The following is a 19,866-nucleotide window of genomic DNA, read 5'->3' on the forward strand; positions in this document are numbered from 1 at the left end:
ACTTGCGGCCGTGTTCGTATCCCCGTCACATGTCGAACGACTGGTCCCGGCGGCGGGCGCTCGCGGTCGCGGGGGGAGCGCTGCTCGCCGGCTGCAGCGGCGCGCCCTCCACGGACGGCACCGCCGACGGGGACGATCCCGGCGACGACGGGCCCGGCGACGGTGACCCCGACGGCACGCCGACGCCAGAGCCGACGCCGGTTCCCGAGCCCGAAACGGAGTTCACGCCCGAGGAGTGGACCGCGCCGACCGACGCCCCCGCGACCGAGGTCGAGCGGACCGTACTCGTGGAGAACCTGGAGGTGCCGTGGGACCTGTCGGTCGCGAGCAACGGCGACGTGTTCGTCACCGAGCGGGTCGGCCGCGTCAGCCGCTTCGCCGGCGGCGACGTGGACGCCGTGTTCACGCCCGCCGACGCCATCGACGCCGGCTCCGTGCCGGCCGACCAGGACGAACAGCAGTGGTGGGTCGACGGCGGCGAGGGCGGCACCCTCGGCGTCGCGGTCCACCCCGACTACCCCGACGTGGAGGTGCTGTACGTCTACTACACCGCGAACGCCGAGGACGGCGGCGGAGGCGATCGGGTGAACCGCGTCTCGCGGTTCGACCTCTCGGCCGACGACCCCGCGGCGACCGAGGAGGTCGTCGTCGGGTCGATCCCGGCGAACCAGTACCACAACGGCGGACGGATCGCGTTCGGCCCCCGCGGGTACCTCTGGATCACGACCGGCGACGCCGGCGAGAAGCCGATGGCCGCCGATCCCGGCGCGCTCCCCGGGTCGGTGCTGCGGGTCACCGTGAACGGGGAGGGCGCGCCCGACAACCCCGAGGTCGACGGCGGCGACCCCCGGGTGTTCAGCTACGGCCACCGCAACCCGCAGGGGATCGTCTGGCTGCCCGACGGAACGCCGATCGCCAACGAGCACGGCCCCTCCGGGCGAGACGAGGTGAACCGACTCGTCGCCGGCGGCGACTACGGCTGGCCGGAGGTCCGCACCGCCGATGAGTACCGGGGGCTCGAGACGGACAGCGCCGTGCGCCGCCCGCTGGTCAACACGCAGAAGTCGACGTGGGCACCCACCGGGTCGCTGTTCTACACGGGCGATGGCCTCCCCTCGTGGTCGAACCGGATGGTGATCGGCGGCCTGCGAAGCCAGCAGGTGATCGTCGCGACGCTGTCGCCGCCGGACGCGGAGCGTCCGCCCCTGGGCGATCGGGGGCGGCGCTTCGACGCCGGCTGGCTCGACGACGCCTACACCGTCACCGCCCACCCGCGCTTGACCGACGTGCTCGGCCGGGTCCGCCACGTCGAGCAGGGGGTCGACGGCGAGCTGTACGCGATCACGTCGAACCGGGACGGTCGGTCGGCCAGCGACGACGGCTTCCCGCGCTCGAACGACGACGTCCTCGTCCGGCTGGAGGGGGCACGATGAGTCGGCTCCCGGAGGCGCTCGCCCCCTCGACGACGCCGCTCGCGCTCGCGGCGGTGCTGGCGCTGGTGGTGGCGGGCGTTGCGCCCGCGGTGGCGACGACCGGCGCGAACGCCGGCGGCGCGACCGGGCCGTTCGCGCAGTCGGACGGGCTCAATCCCTGCGTCGGAACCGTCGAGGAGGAGCCCGACGCCTCGACGCTCGTGAGCATCCAGGGCGCGCGCGGCGGGGGGAAGACCGTCGCGATGCTGGTCGGGGTCGGCCCCGACGGCTCGATCCACGGCGTCCACAACGACACCGCCGACGGGCGCTGGTGGTCCTACGACGTGGACCCGCTGCCGAACGGCGAACTGCTGATGGCGACGACCGAGCCCGGCATCTCCGTGATCGAGCGGATCGACCCGGCGACCGGTGAGACCACCGAGACGATCCGCCTGGAAAACGTCGAGGACGCCCACGACGTGGACTACCTCGGCGACGGCGAGTTCGTCACCGTCGACAAGGGCGACGAGCGCAACCGGGTCGTGGTGTTCGACGACTCGGGCGAGATCGTCTGGCAGTGGCGCTTCGACGAGCACACCGACCGCTTCCCGCGCGACGGCGGCGGCCCTTACGGCGACGACTGGACCCACGTGAACGACGTTGACCCGATCGGCAACGACACCTTCCTCGTGTCGGTGCGGAACTTCGATCAGGTGATCGCCGTCGACCGCGACACGAAGGAGGTGAAGTGGACGCTCGGCGAGGACGACGAGTACGACGTGCTGAACGAGCAGCACAACCCCGACTACATCGAGGGCGAGAACGGCACCGCCACCGTGCTCGTCGCCGACTCCGAGAACGACCGCGTCGCCGAGTACGCCCGCACCGACGACGGCGGCTGGGAGCGCACCTGGACGCTCTCGGGCGGCGGCCTCCACGAGCCGCGCGACGCCGACCGACTCCCCAACGGCAACACGCTCGTCACCGACCGCCGGGGCCACCGCGTCGTCGAGGTGACGCCGCGCGGCGAGGTCGTCTGGGAGTTCTACACGCCGTGGCAGCCGTACGACGCCGAGCGCGTCGGCACCGACCCCGGCTCCGAGGGGCCGACGATGCGGCAGGTGGGCGCGACCGGCGACCAGTCGATGACCGGCAGCGCCGGCTACGACACCGCTCGCATCGAGGAGTGTTACGCCCACCTCACCGGCGTCGACCGCACGCGACTCGTCCCCGACGACGAGCTGTGGGGCTCCGGCGGCGACCTGGGCGACGCCGACACGACGACCGCCGGCGACGGCGACGGCGACGCGAACGGCGGCGGCAACGACGCGAACGGCGCAGGCGACGGCACCGCGGACCGCGAGTGGACGACCGTCCCCGACGACGCGTCGATCGTCGACACGCCCGGCTTCGGCGTCCCCGTCGCGCTCGCGGCGCTTGTCGCGTCGCTGGCGGCCGCGCTGACGGCGCGACGGCGCGGGTAGCCGATCCCGGGAGTGCGGTGCAGTCCGATCCCGGCCGGTTCGATCCGCGATGACCTGTCCGCCGATCGACGACGCGGCGGGAGGCTACTCGCCCCGTGTCGCGTCCCCGCTGAAGCCGTGTCCGGTCGACATGAGTCGGCGGACGATCGCGACCAGGCCGTTGTCGAACCCGCGGCCGAAGACGCCGAGTTCGTGATCGCGGCCGTCCGGGCCGGCGGTGAACGAGCTCACGAGGATCGCCTCGCGGTCGGTCAGCACCAAGCGACTGATCTCGGTCGTGTCGTCGGTTCCCTCGGCCCCGCTGAGCCAGTCGAGCCCCGAGACGAACACCTCGATCCCGGGGAGCGACTCGCGGATGCTCGCCGCCAGTTCCGGGGAGGCGGCACCGACGAGCAGGTCGACGCCGCGGTCGTGGGCGGCCTCGAGGCGCTCCAGGAGCTCCGGCGTGACGACGCTCTCGTGGCCGATCACGATGACGACCTCCCGATCGGCCCCGTCGACGAGCTGTCGCGTCCGGCTCGTGATGCCCTGCCCGCCCGACAGCGCCCACACCTCGTGGGTGACCTCGGTCCCCTCGTCGTCGGGCGGTTCGAGCTCGTCCAGCGCGTCGCGAAGCGACTCGGTCCGCTGTTCGTACTCCGCCTGGAGGGTCGTGATCGCCTCGTCGATCGGAACGGCCCGGAACACCTGGGGGTTCGAGTGTTGCGTCTCGACGAGCCCTTTCGCCTCCAGCACGCGGACCGCGTCGTAGACGCGCGTTCGAGGCACCTCAGAGGTGTCGCTGATCTCCTTGGCCGTCGCCTCCCGTCGTCGCGCGAGCGCGACGAACGACCGCGCCTCGTACTCCTTGAGTCCGAGTTCCTGAAGCAGTTCGACCGCCTGTTGACGATGTGTACTGTCGTTCATAGGTCCCAACCTCGTACGACACGCTCAGTTCTCGCTCCGGGGATATAGTAGGCCCGCGACGGGATCACCCCCGCAGATCGCGGATCGCCACTCGACGCCCAGCTGTCACTCGTCGAGTGACATACAGATCGACTCGTTCACGCGGGATCGTGGCATCGCTGTCGGTGTATCAGACGTTCACCCAATTAATCACAGTAAAACTAAATGCGCCGAACCACTCGTCCTCGGTGGTGCGGGGCCGCAGTTTTGGTCCCAACCTCGCTGCTGTCCCGCACCGATACCTCCTCCCGCGGACGGGAGTCGGTCCGCCCGCCGTCGTCGCCCCCTCCGAGGCGGGTTCCGTCGCCCGTCCGGTTCCGCTTGACACCCGACTGGACGCCGAAGCGACTCTGTCACTCGAATCGTCACAACAGCGCTATCCCTCCGGGCCCGGTACGATAGGACAGTAATGCCCCGCACCACCGATATCCGCGGTTCCGAGTCGCGACACGGTCCCGGAGACAGCGATGAGTGAGACCGCGTGGGCGGGAAGCGAGGACCCGTGCGTCGCGATCGTCGAAGCGGTGTCGGACGCCACGGGCCGCTCGACGACGGAGCTCCCCCCGCTGCACCGATCAGTTGACATCGACGCCCTCGGTCCGTTCGTGGCCGAAACGGGCTCGTCGTGCCTCCGAGTCGAGTTCGACTACGCCGGCGTCCGCGTCAGCGTCGATCGGAACGGCGTCCTCGCGACCGCGCTAGATCGGTCCCGCTAACGGGTCCGTCGCGTCGATTCCCCGAAACCGGCCGGGCTACCTGTCCTCGGCCAGCGGCGTCTCGGACGCGCGTTCCAGGTGGCTCGAGAGGGCCTGAAGCAGCGAGGCGACCGGCTCGAACTCCGGGCCGCGTCTGACCGTCCGCTCGTCGGCATCGTAGTCGATCACTCCCGCGTCGTGTAGTTTCGGGAGGTGAGAGTGAAGCAGTCGGATCCGGACGGCGTCGGCTGTGGTCGACTCGGTGACGAGCGCCGCCGTCAGCGACTCCACCGAGACCGGCTCGTCGGCGTCAGCCAGTCGACGGAGCACCCCGCGTCGCTGGTGATCTGAGAGAAGCCGGAGTACCGCATCGGCCGCGATCGAATGGGTGTGCTGATTCATTAGGTTCTCAACTATGTTCGATCGGCAGATCGGCCGTCGTGAACGCGTACATATTGATTTACGAGAATAATAAAAACAGCGGCTGTCACTCCGATCCTCACGGTCGCGGTCGGTGACGGGTCGATCGACCGGTCACCGGTCCGGGCGGCCCGAAACGACGAACTATCGTCGCGTCGAACGATGCGGGCATGCCCCTCCGAGCGGTCGTTCGAAAGGACTTCACCGACGCGATTCGGTCGTTCTCGCTGCAGTTCACGACGCTTTTGTTCGTCGCGTTCGCGGCCGGACTGGCGGCGATTCAGTGGATCCCGGAGACCCAGTACGGCGGCCCGGCCGTCGACCCGAGCACGCTGGCGCTGTTGAACAGCATGCGTCAGCCGACGGTGTTCATGATCCCGCTGATCGGGCTGGTCCTCGCGTACGACGCGCTCGCCGGCGAGCGGACCAGCGGGACCCTCAGGCTGCTTATCGGACTGCCGAACTCGCGGCTGGAGGCCGTCGCCGGGAAGTTCCTCGGACGGACGGCGGTGATCGCCGTCGCGATCGCGGTCGGCTACGCCGTCGCCGGGGGGATCGCGCTGGCGACGTACGAGTCGTTCGACGCCCGCGTGTTCGGGCTGTACACCCTCCTCACGATCGGCTACGGCGCGGTGTACGTCGGGATCGCGACCGGGTTCTCGGCGGCGATGGCGTCGCGCCGCGACGCGTTCGCCGGCGCGGGCGGCCTGTACGCGCTGTTCATCCTCGGGTGGGACGTGCTGCTGTTGGTGCTCCAGCTCGCGATCTACGGCGAGGAGATCCCGGAGGCGGGGCTCCCCGACTGGTTCAAGTTCCTCGGGATGGTCAACCCCTCGACGGCGTTCATGCACGCCGTGCGGAGCGTCGTTCCCGAGTACGAGACGCTCACGTTCTACCCCGAGGGGAGCGCCGCGTACCTCCAGGACTGGGTCGGGTTCGTGATCCTCGCCGGCTGGTGTGTGCTCCCGCTCGCGTTCGGCTACCTGCGGTTCGAGCGCGCCGATATTCACTGATCGGGCGAGCGCGCCGACCTACCCGAACCGGTCCAGTCCGGCCTGCCGTCGCGCCACGCCCGGGGGGTCGCGCACCCACGGCGTCCGCTCGTCGCGCAGGGCCGCGGGGTCGACGGCGTCGCCTGCGTCGCCTGCGTCGACGGCGTCGCCAGTTGCGTCAGCCTCCCCGACATCGTCGCCCGCATCTCCGGGAGTCCAGCCCGGACACGACTCCCCGCAGTCGCTCGCGGGGTCGACGACGCGGTCGAAGTGGGCGCACCGGGGGCGGCCGTCGGCGGTCGCCTCGCAGTTCCCACACCCCGGGAAGTCGTAGGTGCGCCAGCCCTTGCCGTAGGCGCGCTCGGCGATCCGCCGCCGCTTGCGCGCCTTCTCGGCGGCGCTCACGAGCGCCACGTCCGCGCGGCCGGGGTGCTCGGCGAGCAGTTCCACGCCGGGGTCGTCGACCGCGAGCGGGTCGGCCTCCCGGATCACCTCTCGCTCGCCCGTCTCGGGGCGGAACCGCCAGACACCGACGGCGTCGGGGAGGCGGTTCAGGTGCGCGCCGGTGACGTGGCTCTCGGTCGCGAGGACGACTCGGTCGAACAGCGCGAGGCTGGCGTCGACGCGGAGCTGTCGCCGGAGGTCGCCCGGGCGGCCGAGGTCGGGCTTGTTCTCGATCGCGATCAGGTCGCCGAACCAGTCGTCCGGGTAGCGAGTCGTCTTCCGGACGCACCGCTTCCCGCCGCGGCGCTCCTCGGCGAGGAAGCCGCGGTCGACGGCGGCGTCGGCGACGGCGCGGGCGCGGTCCGGGCGGGCGTCGATCGCATCGAGGACGGGGACGGCCGCGGCGACGCCCGCGTCGCTCTCGATCGCCGGCCCGGGGATCGCGCGGTCGGTGATCCGGGCGCGGTCGTCGAATCCGGGTCCGGGAACCAGCCCCACCACGTCGACGACGCGGCTCCCCGGCGCGGCGACGGCCCCGCCGAGTTGGCGCGCGAGCACCCAGTCGGTCGCCCGTTCGAGGTGGGAACACAGCGCCAACTCGAACGCGAACTCCATACCGGAACGGGGGACCGGACGGGCAAAAACGCTCGCACGCGCGGGTCGACGACGACGCGGACCGCACGAGGAATCGACCGGTATCGGGGGTGATACCCGCGGCGACGGCCTTTTGTCCCGCAGACGCCGTCCGCCGAGTATGGATAGACGACAATTCCTCGCCGGCGCGGTCGCCGCCGGCGTCGCCGGACTGGCGGGCTGCGGCGCGGCGTCCGGAACCGTCCGGCCCCCGTCGCTCCCGGAGGACCGGCTTGACGAGGGGGGATGGGAACGGACGCGCGCCGACACCGAAGAAGTGCTCTCGCGGAGCGTCGCGGGGACGGACGTGACCGCGACCGCGGTGACGCGCGTGTACGACGACGCGGCGCTGCGCGCCGACGTGCGCGAGAAGACGCTCGGGGCGCTCGACGCGCCGCTGTCGAACGTCTTCGCCAGCCGGGTCGCCTTCTCGCCGAACCTCGCGGACGTCCCGCTGGAGTCGGCCCGCGAGGAGCTGGCGGCCCGAGCCGGCGAGGTGGCCCGCGAGCAGTTCGAGTCGCAGCTCTCGTCGGCCGGGCTCACCGACGTCTCGGCGAGCGACGGCGGAACGCTCACCGTCGAGACGGGCGAGGACGCGACGCTCACCGAGTACAGCGCCGCCTTCGAGTTCGACGCGTTCTCGGCGGAGGTACGCGACGAGACGGTCACCGTCGAGGGCGGCTCCGTCGCCGTCGATGGGCTGCTCGCCTCGTGGGTCCACGACGGCGGGCTCCTGATCGCCGGCGGGGCGTATCCCGCGGAGAACGTCGCACGGACCGCGGAGGAGGAGCTCTCGGAAGCGATCACCGTCTCCATCGACGTGGACCTGGGGCTCACGCCCGACGCGTACCGCGAGGAGGTCCGCGGGATCGTGACGCGCGTCGAGTGAGGACAGTTCTCTTGGCGCGGACCGCCGGATGCACAAGCGGTTAGTCCCGGCCGACCGACCCGGCGCGTGTGCGAACGACCGACGCCTTCGTCGCCCTGCGGTGTATCGACTGCGACGCCAGACACGACCCGAGCGAGGTCACCCACCGCTGCCCGGACTGCGGCGGGATGACCGATCCCGAGTACGACCTCGACGCGGTCGACCTCGCCCGTGAGGACCTCGAGTCGCGCCCGTTCGACTCGCTGTGGCGCTACGAGGAGCTGCTTCCGTTCCCCCGCGAGGCGGCCGTCTCGCTGGGCGAGGGCGCGACGCCGCTGGTCGAGTGTCCGACGCTGGCCGAGCGCATGGGCGTCGACGCCGTGTACATCAAAGACGAGGGCCGCAATCCGACGGGGACGTTCAAGGACCGCGGCCAGACCGGGGCGGTGACGGCCGCCGTCGAACACGGCGCGAGCGGGATCGCCCTCAACAGCGCCGGCAACGCGGGACAGGCGGCGAGCGCCTACGCCGCCCGCGCGGGCCTCGACTCCCACGTGTTCCTCCCCGACCGCGCCGGCTTCACCCAGAAGGCGATGACCGAGGTCCACGGCGGCGACCTCCGGATCGCCGAGGGGGAGATCACCGACGCCGGCGACGAGTACGCTGCCGCGATGGCGGAGGGCGCGGAGGGCGACGAGGCCGGCTGGTACTCCACGAAGACGTTCGTGACGCCGTACCGCCACGACGTGAAGAAGACGATGGCCTACGAGACGATCGAGCAGTTGGACTGGGCGGTGCCCGACGCGATCGTCTACCCGACCGGCGGCGGCGTCGGCCTGATCGGGATGCACAAGGCGGCGACGGAGCTTCGGGACCTCGGCTTCACAGAGAGCGACGACCTCCCGGGGATGTACGCCGCCCAGGCCGACGGCTGTGCGCCGGTCGTCCACGCGTGGGAGGAGGGTGCCGACGAGCACGAGGCCTGGACCGACATCACCACCGCCTGCAACGGGATCGCGGTGCCCGATCCCGGCGCGTCGCCGTGGATCCTCGAGGCGCTCCGGGAGTCCGGCGGCGGCGCGGTCGCCACCGGCGACGAGGCGATCCTCGACGCGGCGATCGAGGTCGCGCGGGCGGAGGGCGTCGAGGTCGGCGCGACGTGCGCCTCAGCGGTGTCCGGGGCGTTCGAGTTGGCCGAGCGGGGGGAACTCGGCGCTGACGACACCGTGGTCCTGCTCAATACCGGCGCGGGCAACAAGGATGTCGACACGCTGCGGAGCCACCTCGGCGCACGCGAGGAAGCGGCCAGCGAACGATAGACGGGAGTCACGGGCGGCCGGAATCGTCGCCGACGGGGGCGGCGAGGGGTACGAGAGCGTCACCGGAGCGAGGACCGAGGGATCGACGGACTGCGGGTCGATCCGGGTCACTCCGTCGGCGAGTCGACGCCGGTGATCTCGAACCGCGCGCCGCCGCCCTCGGCGTCGGTTACGCGGACGCTCCAGCCGTGTGCCTCGGCGATCTCCTCGACGATGCTGAGCCCGAATCCCGTTCCGTTCTCGGCGGTGGAGACGCCGGCGTCGAACACCTCCTCGCGACGCTCCGGATCGATTCCGGGGCCGTCGTCGGCGACGTAGACGCCGCCGTCACAGTCGCCGACCGTGATCGTCGGGGCCGGCCCGCCGTGGTCGACGGCGTTGCGGAGGAGGTTCTCGACGAGCTGTCTGAGTCGGCTCTCGTCCGCCGACACCGTCAGATCGGTGTCCACCTGAAGCGACGCCTCGCGGGTGTCGACGGTGCCCCAGCAGGCCTCGACGAACGCCGCGACGTCGACCGGCTCGCGCTCGGCGACCTCGTCGCCCTCCCGTGCGAGCACGAGCAGGTCGTCGATCAGCTCGTCCATCCGGTCGAGCGCGGACTCGACGTCCTCGAGGTGCGGGCTGTCCGCCTCCGCTCTCGCGAGACGCAGTCGCCCGGTCGCGACGTTGAGCGGGTTTCGCAGGTCGTGTGAGACGATGCTCGCGAACTCGTCGAGCCGTTCGATCTTCCGCTCCAGTCGCTCCTCGCGTCGCTTCTGGTCGGTGATGTCGCTGATCGTGCCGACGTGGTAGTCGTCGCCGTCGACGCGGACCCGCGTGGTCGTCGTCCTGACGGGGACGTCCTCCCCGGTGTCCATCCGGCGGTTGACCGTCTCGTGGACGCGCGTCTCGCCCACGTCGTAGGAGTCCCAGTACTCGTCGAAGCGGTCGGCGTCGATCTCGGGGTTCACGTCCCAGATGTGGGCTCCCTCGAGGTCCGATCGGGTCCCTCCGAGCAGGCGCGGGTAGTAGTCGTTGACGAAGACGACCTCCCCGTGCTCGTCGTACGCGCCGACGCCGGCCTCGATCTGTTCGACCCCGCGCTCCAGTATCGCCCGTTCGTACTCGCGCTCGCGGACGTTGCTGAGGTCGCGGCTGATCACGAAGAAGCGCGACTCGCCGGCGATGTCCACCTGCGAGAGGGTGACCTCGGCGGGGACGGCCCGGCCGTCGCTGTGTCGGTACGTCCCCTCCAGGCGTCGCGTCTCGCCGGGGTTCATTTCGTCCCACATCGCCTGGACCGTCTCGGGGTCGATCCGATCGTCGAGCTCCCAGACGCGCCTGCCGATCAGCTCGTCCTCGTCGTAGCCGAGGGTCTCACAGAACCGTCGGTTCACGTCGAGGATCCGCCCCTCGTCGTCGTGGACGTCGATCATGGCCGGGGAGTTCTCGAACAGCGCGTCGAGCTCTGCGGCCTTGCGCCGCCGTTCGCGCTCGCGGTCGCGACGCTGGCTCACGTCGCGGATGACGCAGACGTGACCGCCGCCCGACAGGGGCGCAAGCGAGAGGAGCTTCGGATACGTGCTCCCGTCGACGCGCTCGCCGATCGAGTCGCCGACCCACGTCGTGTCCCCCTCGAGCGTCGGGAACACCTCCTCGCGGAGACGCTCGGCCTCCTCGTCGGGGACCGTCTCGGTCCAGTGGCGACCGATCAGCTCCGCCGGCTCCACCCCGTAGTTGGCGGCGTACGACTCGTTCACCTCCACGAACCTACCGTCCCCGTCGATGATCGAGATGCCCTCGTTTGCGGTCTCGACGGCGCGCGCCCACAGGTCGGCGCGTCGCTCGGCGCGCGCACGCTCGACGGCGTTGCGGACGCGGTTCGCGAGGATCTCGTAGCCGTCCTGGCCCCCCTTCTTCTGGAGGTAGTCCGTGACCCCCGCCGAGATCGCCTCGCTCGCTATCTCTTCGGACCCCTTCCCGGTGAACAGCACGAACGGGAGGTCCGGGTCGCGCTCGCGAACCGTCTCCAGCAGTTCGATCCCGTCGGTTCCGGGCATGTCGTAGTCGCTGACGACGCAATCGATCCCGTCGTCGAGTCGCTCCAGCGCCTCCTCCGCGTTTTTGGCGGTCTCGACCGAGAATCGGTCGTCGGTCCGTTCGAGGAACGCGGCGGTGAGATCGGCGAAATCCGGGTCGTCGTCGACGTGCAACACCCGGATCGGATCAGCCATAACCACTTCAGGGGACGGTGGATGAAAAGAATATACCCTGGTTACGTCACGAACGCGGTCGATTCAACGGGTCGACGGCGATCCATTCACTCGGCGGCGACCGGAACGGAACCGCGACGGACACGGATCGGCACCAGCGTCGGAGCCGTCGCTGGCGGGCGGAGATCGGGCGGCTCGGGTGAATCCCTCGTCACACGGGGCTCGGTGGGGGTAACCCTCGTCACGGCCGCCCGGCCGGTCGTAGCCAACGGATGCGTATCACTCCTTCCCATCGGCGGCGTCGCCGTCGCGGTCGCTGTCGCGGTCGCCGCCGTCGGTCGCGCTCTCCCCGGTCGTGACGGCGACCGCGACACAGCATCCGCGACCGCGACACAGCATCCGCGACCGCGACACAGCATCCGCGACCACGACACAGCATCCGCGACCGCGACACAGCATCCGCGACCGCGACACAGCATCCGCGACCGCAACGCTACCGCCACCACGACCGCGACACCGGAGACGTGTACCACCACCGGCGCGCTTTTGCGGGCGTCGGCCGCAGGAACGGTATGGAGCTATTCGCCGTCCCCGACCTCCCGGAGGTCCGGGAGGGGGACGACCTCGCCGAGTTGATCCGCGACCGGGTCGACCTCCGACCCGACGACGTGGTGTGCGTCGCGTCAACGGTCGTCTCGAAGGCCGAGGGACGCGCGTTCGACCTCGACGACTTCCCGGCCGGACCGCGGGCCCGGGAGGTCGCGACGCGTCTCTCTGAGGTCTCCGGCGACGAGAAGGACCCCCGGTTCGCGCAGGCCGTCCTGGAGGAGTCGACCGAGGTGATCATGGACGCGCCGTTCCTGCTCACCGAGTCGCGCTTCGGCCACGTCGGCGTCAACGCCGGCATCGACCGCTCGAACGTCCCCGGAAGCGACCTCCTCCTCCTGCCGGAGCGCCCCTCCGCCTCGGCCGAGCGGATCCGGGACGGTCTCCCGGCCGACCGCGTGCTCGTCACCGACACCTGCGGGCGGCCGTTCCGCCACGGACAGCGCGGCGTCGCGATCGGGTGGGCCGGCATGTCGCCGGCGCGTGACTGGCGCGGAGAGTCGGATCGGGACGGCCGAGAACTGGGCGTCACCGTGGAGAACGTCGCCGACGAACTCGCCGCCGCGGCGAACCTCGTCGCCGGCGAGGGCGACGACGGCACCCCGGTCGTCGTCGTCCGGGAGTTCAGGTGGGGCGACCACGCCGAGAGCGACGCGCACTTCCGGGACGTGGACGGCGACCTGATCCGCCAGGCGGTTCGGGGGTGGGAGTTCGATGGATAGTCCGACGCTCGGGATCGAACTCGCGCCCGAGCACCCCGTCGACCGCATGGTCGACCTCGGCGTGCGGGCCGAGGACGCCGGCTTCGACGCGCTGTTCGTCTCGCACCACTACAACAACCGCGACGCCTTCTCCGTGCTCTCGCGGCTGGCGGCCGCGACCGACGACGCCCGCCTCGGCCCGGGCGTCGTCAATCCGCTGGAGTTCCACCCCGCCACGCTCGCCTCGAAGGTGGCGACGCTCGACGAGGCCAGCGGCGGCCGGGCCGTCTTCGGGATCGGACCGGGCGACCCCTCGACGCTTCGGAACCTCGGTCTCGGGGACGACCGCGGTCTGCGGCCGGTGCTGGAGGCGTTCAAGACCGCGCAGAAGCTATGGGCGGGCGAGCGCGTCGACGGCGGGTCGACGTTCGAGGCCGACGACGCCGGCCTGAACTACGAGCCGCCGCAGGGAGCCGACATTCCCGTCTACGTCGGCGGCGAGGGCCCGCACATGTGCCGGATGGCCGGCAAACACGCCGACGGCCTGCTGTTCAACGGCTCGCACCCGGACGACCTGGCGTGGGCGCGCGAGCAGGTCGAGCGGGGGAAGTCCGACCGCCCCGACTCCCGCGGCGACTTCGATCTGGCGGCGTACGCCGCCGTCAGCGTCGCGGAGGACGACGAGGCGGCGCGGGAGGCCGCCCGACCGCCGGTGGCGTTCATCGCCGCCGGCGCGGCCCCGCCGGTGGTGAAGCGCCACGGGATCGACCCCGAGACGGCGGAGGCGATCGGCGAGCACATCTCCGCCGGGGAGTTCTCGGAGGCCTTCGACGCGGTGACGCCGGCGATGATCGACGCCTTCTGCGTGGCCGGCGACGCCGGCGCGGTCGCCGACCGGATGGCCGCGGTGCTGGAGCACGCGGACTCGCTGGTCGTCGGCTCCCCGCTGGGCCCCGATCTGGAGACGGCGATCGACCTGGCGGCCGAGGCGGCGGCCGACGCCGGTCTCGTCGCCGGCGACCGCGCGAGCGACGACGCGCCGTAACGAGAAGTCGGGGATCGGGAGCCGTCGCGGTCGCCCGCGCGGGCCTCGAACGCGGATCAGTTCGTGTAGGTTCGGAGGTCGGCGATCACGAGGTCGCGTCCGTCGGCCTCCGTTCGCGCCGCGGCGTCGGACCCCTCGACTGCGGACCCCTCGTCCCCGGATCCCTCACCGGCGTCGACGATCCGGAACACGTCGACGAAGCCGAACAGCTCCGCGCCGTCGCCGCCGACGAGTCGGCCGCGGACGAGGACCTCGCCGCCGGCGTCGGCGTGCACCGCGTCGACCCGGTGGTCGGTGTCGGCTCGGGGGCGCTCGTCGCGCATGAACCGGACGAACCGCTCGCGGCCCGACAGCGTTCGATCCGGGCGGTCGTGGACGAAGTCGGGAGCGAGCAGGCCCGCGAGCGCGTCGTACTCGCCGGCGTCGATGGCCTCGTAGTAGGCACGCGCGGTCGCCTCGGGCGTCACGCTATCGACAGGGCGGCCCGCGGGCTTGAATGGTCGGGTCGCGGGCGAGACGCGTTCGGGTGGCGGCGCGAGCCGCGTCGCAGCCGGCGGCGGCGGCCGGTCGGGGCGCTTATTCGCCCGGGCGGCGTTGCTCGGGCGTGGATCTGCACGTCCGGTACGAGGGCGACGACGACCCCGACAAGTGCACGGCCCGGAAGCTCGCGCGCTTCGACCTGGCTGAGCTCCACCGTTCGGACTCGGCGACGCCGTACGGAACCGTGCTCAACCCCCACGCCGAGCGGGCGCTCTCGCCCGCCGACCGCGAGGCGGCGGACGGCGGGACGCTCGTCGCGCTCGACTGCTCGTGGGAGTCGGCGGGCGAGGCGATGTTCTCGCTGCCGGGTGAACACCGCGCGCTCCCGTACCTCGTCGCCGCCAACCCGGTGAACTTCGGACGACCGATGCAGTTGACCACGGTGGAAGCGTTCGCCGCCGGGCTGCACATCCTCGGCGAGCCCGATCACGCCGAGCGGGTGCTCTCGAAGTTCACCTGGGGTGAGACGTTCCTCGAACTCAACGAGGAACCGCTCCGGCGGTACGCCGCGTGCGACGACTCCGGGGAGGTCGTCGCGATCCAGCAGGAGTACCTTGACCGCTGACGACCGCCCGACCGGTCAGGCGTCGCGCCCGCCCTCCCGGCGACGCTCGTCGTCCCCGCCGTGCTCGTCCGTGCCACCTGCACCGTCCGCGTGCTCCTCGTCGACGCCCCGGTCGACTCCGTCCTCGGTTTCGCTCCCCTCGTCGCGCTCGAACGCCGCCGCGCCGTCGACGAGGCGGTCGTCGTCGCCGGCGGACCCCCCGGCATCGTCGCCCGCGGCGTCGGACACCGGGGCATCGGAGGCCGGCGCGTCGGAGGCCGACCCCTCCCCGAGCCCGTCGTCGCCCTGCACAGCGTACTCCGGGAGGTCCGCGGCGTCGACGTCGCCCGCGAGCACCTCGTCGGGGTCGATTTCGGCGAGCCCGTCCGGGTCCGACGCCGTCCGGGAGTCGGTATCGGCGTCCGCGTCCACCTCCGCCCCCGGTTCGGACTCGGCCTCGCTCTCGGCGTCGGCGTCGGCCTCCCGCGCGGCGGCCAGTTGGTCGGTCGTCGGGACGAACAGGCGGTCGGTTTCGGGGTCGTACGGGCCGTCGGGAACCTCCCCGCGCGCCTCCGCGCGGAGGCCGTCGGCCGCCTCCGGTGCGGGGTCGGGAGCGTTTCCGGCGTTCGTGCGGACGCGCTCGGCGCTGACGCCCCGGATCCGGGCCCACTCCTCGGCGTCGACGCCGGCGAGGGTGACCGCCCACGCGTCCAGCGCCGCCGCCGGCGACGACCCCGACTCCAGCAGGCCGACGAGCGACCGGAGCGCGCGCGTCTCGGCCTCGCGCCACCAGTCCGGCTTGCCGACGTAGACGGGGTAGAAGAACGGCGTGTCGCTGGCGTCGGCCAGGTCGCGCGGGAACGAGACGGTGCGGTCGTGCACCTCCTGAAAGACGGTCATGTTCACGGCGGCGACGGCCGCCAGCAGGTCGTCGTCCATCTCGTAGCCGGCGGCCTCCAACTCGGCTCGGAGGTCGGCGAAGGCGAACGCGAACCACGCCGAGTCGGCGTCGTCGATCAGCAGGTGATTCGGGCTGTCCGCGTCGCGGGCGCGGCGGTACTGCTCGACGATGCGATCCTGGACGGCGTCGTGGAGGACGCGCAGTCCGATCCGCACGTCGTCGACGGCGAAGTCGGTGCGCTCGGCGACCTCCTCGATGTACGCGTCGGGAACCGCCGGGCGGTGCATGGGAGGTGGGTGTTCGGTGGGGGCTAAAACGGTTCGTGTTCTCGCGATCGGACTCGTGTCGGAGCGTCGCGGACGGCGACGCCGTGGTGAACAGCACCGCCGAGGCGACGGAGTTGACTACCGCGAAAGCCCCCGGCGCGTTCGGGTCGGTGCAGCCGGCGCGCTCCTCGTCGCTCGGCGACGCCTCGCTCCTGCGGTGCTCACCGGTCCGCGCCGTCCCCGAACGCGCCGGCCCCTTTCAGTCCCACCCGACGGTCGGACGAGCGTCGTCGCGATGGCGGTTTCTCGGACTCGTCGCGTCACGGACACCCGCTCGTGTCGCCGTGGGGTGTCGGCGATCGCGGGTCGCCGGGAGTCCGTTAGAGGCGGTCAGCGATGTCCTCGGCGAAGTACGTGAGGATCAGGTCCGCGCCGGCGCGCTTCATCGAGAGGAGCGACTCGCGGGCCGTCTCCTCCAAGTCGAGCCACCCGCGGTCGGCGGCGGCGTGGAGCATCGCGTACTCGCCGGAGACGTTGTAGGCGGCGACGGGGAGGTCGAACTCCCCGCGCACGTCGCGGACGATATCGAGGTACGGCAGCCCGGGCTTCACCATCAGCACGTCCGCGCCCTCCTCGGCGTCGAGGCGGGCCTCCCGGAGCGCCTCGCGGCGGTTCGCGGGGTCCATCTGGTAGTGCCGGCGGTCGCCGAAGGCGGGCGCGCCGTCGGCCGCGTCCCGGAACGGGCCGTAGAAGGCGGACTCGTACTTCACCGCGTAGCTCATGATCGGCACCGACTCGAAGCCGGCGTCGTCGAGGCCCGCGCGGATGGCTCCGACCATCCCGTCGGTCATCGAGGAGGGCGCGACCATGTCCGCGCCCGCCTCGGCGTGGGAGACGGCCGTCTTCCGGAGCAGGTCCAGCGTCTCGTCGTTCTTCACCGTGAGGTCGGGGTCCTCGGCGGCGTGCTCCTCGAGGACGCCGCAGTGGCCGTGGTCGGTGTACTCGCAGAGACACACGTCGGTGACGACGTAGGCCTCCGTCTCGCTCGCGACGTCGCGGACGGCGCGCTGGACGACGCCCTCGGCGGCGTAGGCCCGCGAGCCGACCGCGTCCTTCGACTCGGGGATGCCGAACACCATCACCGCCTCGACGCCCGTCGCGAGCACCTCTTCGACGCGGTCGACCGCGTCCGCGACGGGGACGCGCTCGTGGCCGGGCATCGACTCGATGGCGACCCGCTCGTCGGTCGTCGCGTCGACGAACACCGGCGCGATGAGGTCCGACGCCGAGAGGTCGGTTTCGGAGACGAGCGGCCGGACGCCGTCGCTCCGGAGGCGACGGGGCCGGCGCGTGCGCGGCGAGTCGCGCGGGCGATCGGTGGGGGTCATCGTCGGGGGTCGGCCCGCGCGGGAGGTAAACCCCGCGTTCGCGGCCGACCGGTGGAGGGGGCGTCGTGACGGGTCGACCGGCGGGGAAGGCGTCGGCGACGGGCCGGCCGGGCGGGACGCGTGTTCGCCCGCCGGCGAATCACGCAAACCATATATCGGGAGACGGGTAACCGGGGAGCGTGACGCTTTCGCCCCTCCAGGTCGACGCGATGCCCCCGTGGCTGGAGTCGCTGTTGGCCTCGGAGTACGCCTTCCTCGTGCTGTTCGGCGTGTTCGTGCTGGAGGGAGCGATGCTGATGTACTTCATGCCGAGCGAACTCATCGTCCCCGGGTCGCTCATTCTCTTCGGTCACTCCCCCGACACCGTCGTCGCCGTGATCGGCGTCGCGGTGCTCGGGGCGACCGTCGGCCAGACCGCGCTGTTCGTCGTCGCCCAGCGCGGCGGCCGGGAGTGGCTCCTCCGGAAGCGCTGGTTCCGCGTGAGCGAGGACACCCTCGACCGCTTCGACGGCTGGTTCGACCGCTGGGGCCCCGTCGTGGTGCCCGTCTCGAACGCCCTGCTGTTCACCCGGGGGATGCTCACCGTTCCCGCGGGGCTGGCCGAGATGGAGCCGCGTCGGTTCCTCGTGCTGTCGGCGGTCGGGACCCTGATCTTCGAGTCGTGGCTGGCGGCGCTGTACGTGTTCGGCGTCGACCTGCTGTGGTAACGCGGGCCACGGAACGGAAACGGTTTTTCCCCGACCGGACGCCCCTCGGGGTATGCCCGGTCCCGTCTTCCTCGCCGACGAGCGCGTCGCCCTCCGAACCGTCGAGAGCGAGGACGAGCCGTTCCTCCACGAGCACCGCAACCGCGCGTCCCTGCGCGACCCGCTCGGGGAGTTCGAGCCGTTGACCGCCGAGGACGTGGCGGAGTACCGCGAGGAGGTCGTCCGCGGCGACGACGGACTCACGCTGGCGATCTGCGTCGACGGCGACCCGGTCGGCCTGTGTTTCCTGTTCGACGAGGACGCCCGCCGCGGCGTCGCGGAGGTGGGCTACTGGCTCGCCCCCGACGCCAAGGGCAACGGCTACGCGACGGCGGCGGCGGGCCTGCTGTGCGATCACGCGTTCGACGAGCGCGGCCATCACCGCCTCACCGCCCGGGTGTACGAGGGCAACGACGCGTCGACGGCCGTGCTCGAGCGCCTCGGCTTCGCCGAGGAGGGCCGGCTCCGCGAGAACGCGGTCCGCGACGGGGAGCGACGCGACACGCTCCGCTACGGGCTGCTCGCGCGCGAGTGGGACCGAGAGTCGTGAGGGCGGGGACGCGATCGAACGGTGGGGGCGTGAGGGCGGGGACGTGGGCGGTCGGAGCGATCAGGACTCGCGATCGGTCTGCGTCACGTCGACCTGCTCGCGGATGGCCTCGAGTCCCTCGCTCTCGGCGAGCTCCTCGACGCGGTCGCGGAAGTGCGACTCGCACAGGCCGACCCTGACGCCCCCCCGTTCGGCGGCGTACGCCGCCTCGCGCTCACAGTAGTGGCACTGCATGTCCGATACTGGGCGCTCGTTCCTACTTAACTCCGTGCCTCCGGCAACCGCTCGACGACGGCCGCCCAGCGCTCGGCGTCGAGTCCCGCAACCCCCAGCTCCTCGCCGTGTGCGTCGGTGCCGCCCGTCAGGAGGAGGTCGTGCTCGGCCGCCAGCGACTCGACCCGGCCGGGGTCGTCGGTGACGGACTCGGCGTACGGGTAGAAGCGCTCGACCGCATCGAGGTCGTGTTCGACGCAGAGATCGAGCGCCGCCGCGGGGTCGTGGTAGCGGAACGGGTGCGCGAGGCCGACGACCGCACAGGCACCCCGGAGGAGGTCGACGCCGCGGTCGATCGGGGTCACGTCGCGCGGAACGTAGCAGGGACCGTCGTTGCCGATGAGGTGCGCGAACGCGCCCTCGTAGTCGTAGTCGGCGTCGCTGGCGTCGATCGCGCGAGCGACGTGCGGGCGACCCAGGCCCTCGCGCGCCTCGATACCCAGGTCGACGCCGAGGCGGGACTCGACGCGCTCGATGATCCGCCGACCGCGGTCGATCCGGTCCGCCTGCAGGCGTTCGCACTCGGCGCGGAGCGCGTCGTCGTCGCCGACGCCGTAGCCGAGGAGGTCGACCCGGTCGCCACCGGCGAGTTCGACGCGAAGCTCGATGCCGCGGACGACCGTCAGCCCGTCGCGGTCGACGACGGGCGCGTTCAGTTCGGGATGGATCCGGTCGTGGTCGGTGACGGCGGCCGCCTCGAGGCCGGCGTCGCGGGCGGTGGCGACCAGCGACTCCAGGGTGAACGTCCCGTCGGAGACCGTCGTGTGCGCGTGGAGGTCCGCGACTACCATGCTTCGAGTCGGACGGTCGCGACCCAAGGCGGTTCCGGTCGGCGGCGACCTGGGTGGGAGAGTTCCGGTCGGCAGCGACGTGGGCGGGAGAGCTACGGTCGGCGGCGACGG

General features: G+C 71.8%; 21 protein-coding genes. 11 read left to right on the forward strand and 10 right to left on the reverse strand.

Annotated features, from left to right (window positions below):
* Window positions 1-29: 29 nt before the first annotated feature.
* Both Hbl1158_RS14355 and Hbl1158_RS14360 read left to right on the forward strand, forming a co-directional pair.
* Window positions 30-1,433 carry a PQQ-dependent sugar dehydrogenase gene (locus Hbl1158_RS14355; protein ID WP_234297933.1) on the forward strand — a complete coding sequence of 468 codons (1,404 nt, stop codon included), beginning with the start codon at window positions 30-32 and terminating at the stop codon, window positions 1,431-1,433.
* On the forward strand, window positions 1,430-2,896 hold the full coding sequence (locus Hbl1158_RS14360; protein ID WP_234297934.1) for an aryl-sulfate sulfotransferase: 1,467 nt from the start codon (window positions 1,430-1,432) through the stop codon (window positions 2,894-2,896). The genes Hbl1158_RS14355 and Hbl1158_RS14360 overlap by 4 nt, the downstream gene beginning before the upstream one ends.
* An 84-nt stretch (window positions 2,897-2,980) precedes the next feature.
* Here Hbl1158_RS14360 and Hbl1158_RS14365 read toward each other — a convergent pair whose 3' ends face one another.
* Window positions 2,981-3,802 (reverse strand): TrmB family transcriptional regulator, encoded by an 822-nt coding sequence (locus tag Hbl1158_RS14365; RefSeq protein WP_234297935.1) that lies wholly within the window; start codon window positions 3,800-3,802, stop codon window positions 2,981-2,983.
* 506 nt (window positions 3,803-4,308) lie between these two features.
* Here Hbl1158_RS14365 and Hbl1158_RS14370 point away from each other — a divergent pair.
* Window positions 4,309-4,557 carry a HalOD1 output domain-containing protein gene (locus Hbl1158_RS14370; protein ID WP_234297936.1) on the forward strand — a complete coding sequence of 83 codons (249 nt, stop codon included), beginning with the start codon at window positions 4,309-4,311 and terminating at the stop codon, window positions 4,555-4,557.
* A gap of 36 nt (window positions 4,558-4,593) precedes the next feature.
* Here the strand turns inward: Hbl1158_RS14370 and Hbl1158_RS14375 are convergent, their stop codons facing one another.
* The gene (locus Hbl1158_RS14375) at window positions 4,594-4,938 is read right to left on the reverse strand and encodes a hypothetical protein (protein ID WP_234297937.1); all 345 of its coding nucleotides are present in this window, start codon (window positions 4,936-4,938) and stop codon (window positions 4,594-4,596) included.
* Between the two features lie 188 nt (window positions 4,939-5,126).
* On the opposite strand from Hbl1158_RS14375, the gene Hbl1158_RS14380 reads away from it, so the two are divergent.
* Window positions 5,127-5,969: an ABC transporter permease gene (locus tag Hbl1158_RS14380; protein WP_234297938.1), complete on the forward strand. Its 843-nt coding sequence runs from the start codon at window positions 5,127-5,129 to the stop codon at window positions 5,967-5,969.
* Between the two features lie 18 nt (window positions 5,970-5,987).
* Here the strand turns inward: Hbl1158_RS14380 and Hbl1158_RS14385 are convergent, their stop codons facing one another.
* Window positions 5,988-7,007 carry a DUF5787 family protein gene (locus Hbl1158_RS14385; protein ID WP_234297939.1) on the reverse strand — a complete coding sequence of 340 codons (1,020 nt, stop codon included), beginning with the start codon at window positions 7,005-7,007 and terminating at the stop codon, window positions 5,988-5,990.
* A 139-nt stretch (window positions 7,008-7,146) separates the two neighbouring features.
* Here Hbl1158_RS14385 and Hbl1158_RS14390 point away from each other — a divergent pair, with 139 nt between their 5' ends.
* Both Hbl1158_RS14390 and Hbl1158_RS14395 read left to right on the forward strand, forming a co-directional pair.
* On the forward strand, window positions 7,147-7,914 hold the full coding sequence (locus Hbl1158_RS14390) for a DUF6517 family protein (protein WP_234297940.1): 768 nt from the start codon (window positions 7,147-7,149) through the stop codon (window positions 7,912-7,914).
* Window positions 7,915-7,982: 68 nt separating this feature from the next.
* Entirely contained in the window at window positions 7,983-9,212 is a 1,230-nt protein-coding gene (locus tag Hbl1158_RS14395) for a threonine synthase (protein WP_234297941.1), read from the forward strand.
* 107 nt (window positions 9,213-9,319) lie between these two features.
* On the opposite strand, the gene Hbl1158_RS14400 is transcribed toward Hbl1158_RS14395, so the two are convergent.
* Together Hbl1158_RS14400 and Hbl1158_RS14405 are read right to left on the reverse strand one after the other, a co-directional pair.
* Entirely contained in the window at window positions 9,320-11,425 is a 2,106-nt protein-coding gene (locus Hbl1158_RS14400; RefSeq protein ID WP_234297942.1) for a PAS domain S-box protein, read from the reverse strand.
* A gap of 258 nt (window positions 11,426-11,683) precedes the next feature.
* A complete protein-coding gene (locus tag Hbl1158_RS14405) occupies window positions 11,684-11,833 on the reverse strand; it encodes a hypothetical protein (protein ID WP_234297943.1) in 150 nt (49 codons plus the stop codon).
* A 143-nt stretch (window positions 11,834-11,976) separates the two neighbouring features.
* Between Hbl1158_RS14405 and Hbl1158_RS14410 the strand changes: the two genes are divergently transcribed.
* Window positions 11,977-12,732, forward strand: a complete 756-nt coding sequence (locus Hbl1158_RS14410; protein WP_234297944.1) for a coenzyme F420-0:L-glutamate ligase — start codon at window positions 11,977-11,979, stop codon at window positions 12,730-12,732.
* Complete coding sequence (locus Hbl1158_RS14415; protein ID WP_234297945.1) at window positions 12,725-13,756, forward strand: 5,10-methylenetetrahydromethanopterin reductase; 1,032 nt, start codon at window positions 12,725-12,727, stop codon at window positions 13,754-13,756. The genes Hbl1158_RS14410 and Hbl1158_RS14415 overlap by 8 nt, the downstream gene beginning before the upstream one ends.
* A gap of 56 nt (window positions 13,757-13,812) precedes the next feature.
* Here Hbl1158_RS14415 and Hbl1158_RS14420 read toward each other — a convergent pair whose 3' ends face one another.
* Complete coding sequence (locus Hbl1158_RS14420; protein WP_234297946.1) at window positions 13,813-14,223, reverse strand: nuclear transport factor 2 family protein; 411 nt, start codon at window positions 14,221-14,223, stop codon at window positions 13,813-13,815.
* 137 nt (window positions 14,224-14,360) lie between these two features.
* Here Hbl1158_RS14420 and Hbl1158_RS14425 point away from each other — a divergent pair, with 137 nt between their 5' ends.
* Window positions 14,361-14,861, forward strand: coding sequence for a DUF367 family protein (locus Hbl1158_RS14425; protein ID WP_234297947.1), 501 nt, complete (start codon window positions 14,361-14,363; stop codon window positions 14,859-14,861).
* Window positions 14,862-14,876: 15 nt separating this feature from the next.
* Here the strand turns inward: Hbl1158_RS14425 and Hbl1158_RS14430 are convergent, their stop codons facing one another.
* Both Hbl1158_RS14430 and hemB read right to left on the reverse strand, forming a co-directional pair.
* Window positions 14,877-16,028, reverse strand: a complete 1,152-nt coding sequence (locus Hbl1158_RS14430) for a hypothetical protein (protein WP_234297948.1) — start codon at window positions 16,026-16,028, stop codon at window positions 14,877-14,879.
* 359 nt (window positions 16,029-16,387) lie between these two features.
* Window positions 16,388-17,395, reverse strand: a complete 1,008-nt coding sequence (hemB, locus tag Hbl1158_RS14435; RefSeq protein ID WP_234297949.1) for a porphobilinogen synthase — start codon at window positions 17,393-17,395, stop codon at window positions 16,388-16,390.
* A 209-nt stretch (window positions 17,396-17,604) separates the two neighbouring features.
* Here hemB and Hbl1158_RS14440 point away from each other — a divergent pair, with 209 nt between their 5' ends.
* Together Hbl1158_RS14440 and Hbl1158_RS14445 are read left to right on the forward strand one after the other, a co-directional pair.
* A complete protein-coding gene (locus Hbl1158_RS14440) occupies window positions 17,605-18,102 on the forward strand; it encodes a VTT domain-containing protein (protein ID WP_234299545.1) in 498 nt (165 codons plus the stop codon).
* 52 nt (window positions 18,103-18,154) lie between these two features.
* The gene (locus Hbl1158_RS14445) at window positions 18,155-18,691 is read left to right on the forward strand and encodes a GNAT family protein (protein WP_234297950.1); all 537 of its coding nucleotides are present in this window, start codon (window positions 18,155-18,157) and stop codon (window positions 18,689-18,691) included.
* A 60-nt stretch (window positions 18,692-18,751) separates the two neighbouring features.
* On the opposite strand, the gene Hbl1158_RS14450 is transcribed toward Hbl1158_RS14445, so the two are convergent.
* Both Hbl1158_RS14450 and Hbl1158_RS14455 read right to left on the reverse strand, forming a co-directional pair.
* The gene (locus Hbl1158_RS14450; RefSeq protein WP_234297951.1) at window positions 18,752-18,925 is read right to left on the reverse strand and encodes a DUF6757 family protein; all 174 of its coding nucleotides are present in this window, start codon (window positions 18,923-18,925) and stop codon (window positions 18,752-18,754) included.
* Window positions 18,926-18,951: 26 nt separating this feature from the next.
* Window positions 18,952-19,755: a PHP domain-containing protein gene (locus tag Hbl1158_RS14455; RefSeq protein ID WP_234297952.1), complete on the reverse strand. Its 804-nt coding sequence runs from the start codon at window positions 19,753-19,755 to the stop codon at window positions 18,952-18,954.
* Window positions 19,756-19,866 lie beyond the last annotated feature (111 nt).

This window comes from Halobaculum sp. CBA1158, assembly GCF_021431925.1.
In the GTDB taxonomy this organism is placed as follows: domain Archaea; phylum Halobacteriota; class Halobacteria; order Halobacteriales; family Haloferacaceae; genus Halobaculum.

Excerpts from the sequence above, each read along its gene's own strand:
- Hbl1158_RS14355 (WP_234297933.1), top strand. The coding sequence starts at position 30 with ATGTCGAACGACTGGTCCCGGCGGCGGGCGCTCGCGGTCGCGGGGGGA.
- Hbl1158_RS14360 (WP_234297934.1), top strand. The coding sequence starts at position 1,430 with ATGAGTCGGCTCCCGGAGGCGCTCGCCCCCTCGACGACGCCGCTCGCG.
- Hbl1158_RS14365 (WP_234297935.1), bottom strand. The coding sequence starts at position 3,802 with ATGAACGACAGTACACATCGTCAACAGGCGGTCGAACTGCTTCAGGAA.
- Hbl1158_RS14370 (WP_234297936.1), top strand. The coding sequence starts at position 4,309 with ATGAGTGAGACCGCGTGGGCGGGAAGCGAGGACCCGTGCGTCGCGATC.
- Hbl1158_RS14375 (WP_234297937.1), bottom strand. The coding sequence starts at position 4,938 with ATGAATCAGCACACCCATTCGATCGCGGCCGATGCGGTACTCCGGCTT.
- Hbl1158_RS14380 (WP_234297938.1), top strand. The coding sequence starts at position 5,127 with ATGCCCCTCCGAGCGGTCGTTCGAAAGGACTTCACCGACGCGATTCGG.
- Hbl1158_RS14385 (WP_234297939.1), bottom strand. The coding sequence starts at position 7,007 with ATGGAGTTCGCGTTCGAGTTGGCGCTGTGTTCCCACCTCGAACGGGCG.
- Hbl1158_RS14390 (WP_234297940.1), top strand. The coding sequence starts at position 7,147 with ATGGATAGACGACAATTCCTCGCCGGCGCGGTCGCCGCCGGCGTCGCC.
- Hbl1158_RS14400 (WP_234297942.1), bottom strand. The coding sequence starts at position 11,425 with ATGGCTGATCCGATCCGGGTGTTGCACGTCGACGACGACCCGGATTTC.
- Hbl1158_RS14410 (WP_234297944.1), top strand. The coding sequence starts at position 11,977 with ATGGAGCTATTCGCCGTCCCCGACCTCCCGGAGGTCCGGGAGGGGGAC.
- Hbl1158_RS14415 (WP_234297945.1), top strand. The coding sequence starts at position 12,725 with ATGGATAGTCCGACGCTCGGGATCGAACTCGCGCCCGAGCACCCCGTC.
- Hbl1158_RS14430 (WP_234297948.1), bottom strand. The coding sequence starts at position 16,028 with ATGCACCGCCCGGCGGTTCCCGACGCGTACATCGAGGAGGTCGCCGAG.
- hemB (WP_234297949.1), bottom strand. The coding sequence starts at position 17,395 with ATGACCCCCACCGATCGCCCGCGCGACTCGCCGCGCACGCGCCGGCCC.
- Hbl1158_RS14440 (WP_234299545.1), top strand. The coding sequence starts at position 17,605 with ATGCCCCCGTGGCTGGAGTCGCTGTTGGCCTCGGAGTACGCCTTCCTC.
- Hbl1158_RS14445 (WP_234297950.1), top strand. The coding sequence starts at position 18,155 with ATGCCCGGTCCCGTCTTCCTCGCCGACGAGCGCGTCGCCCTCCGAACC.
- Hbl1158_RS14450 (WP_234297951.1), bottom strand. The coding sequence starts at position 18,925 with ATGCAGTGCCACTACTGTGAGCGCGAGGCGGCGTACGCCGCCGAACGG.
- Hbl1158_RS14455 (WP_234297952.1), bottom strand. The coding sequence starts at position 19,755 with ATGGTAGTCGCGGACCTCCACGCGCACACGACGGTCTCCGACGGGACG.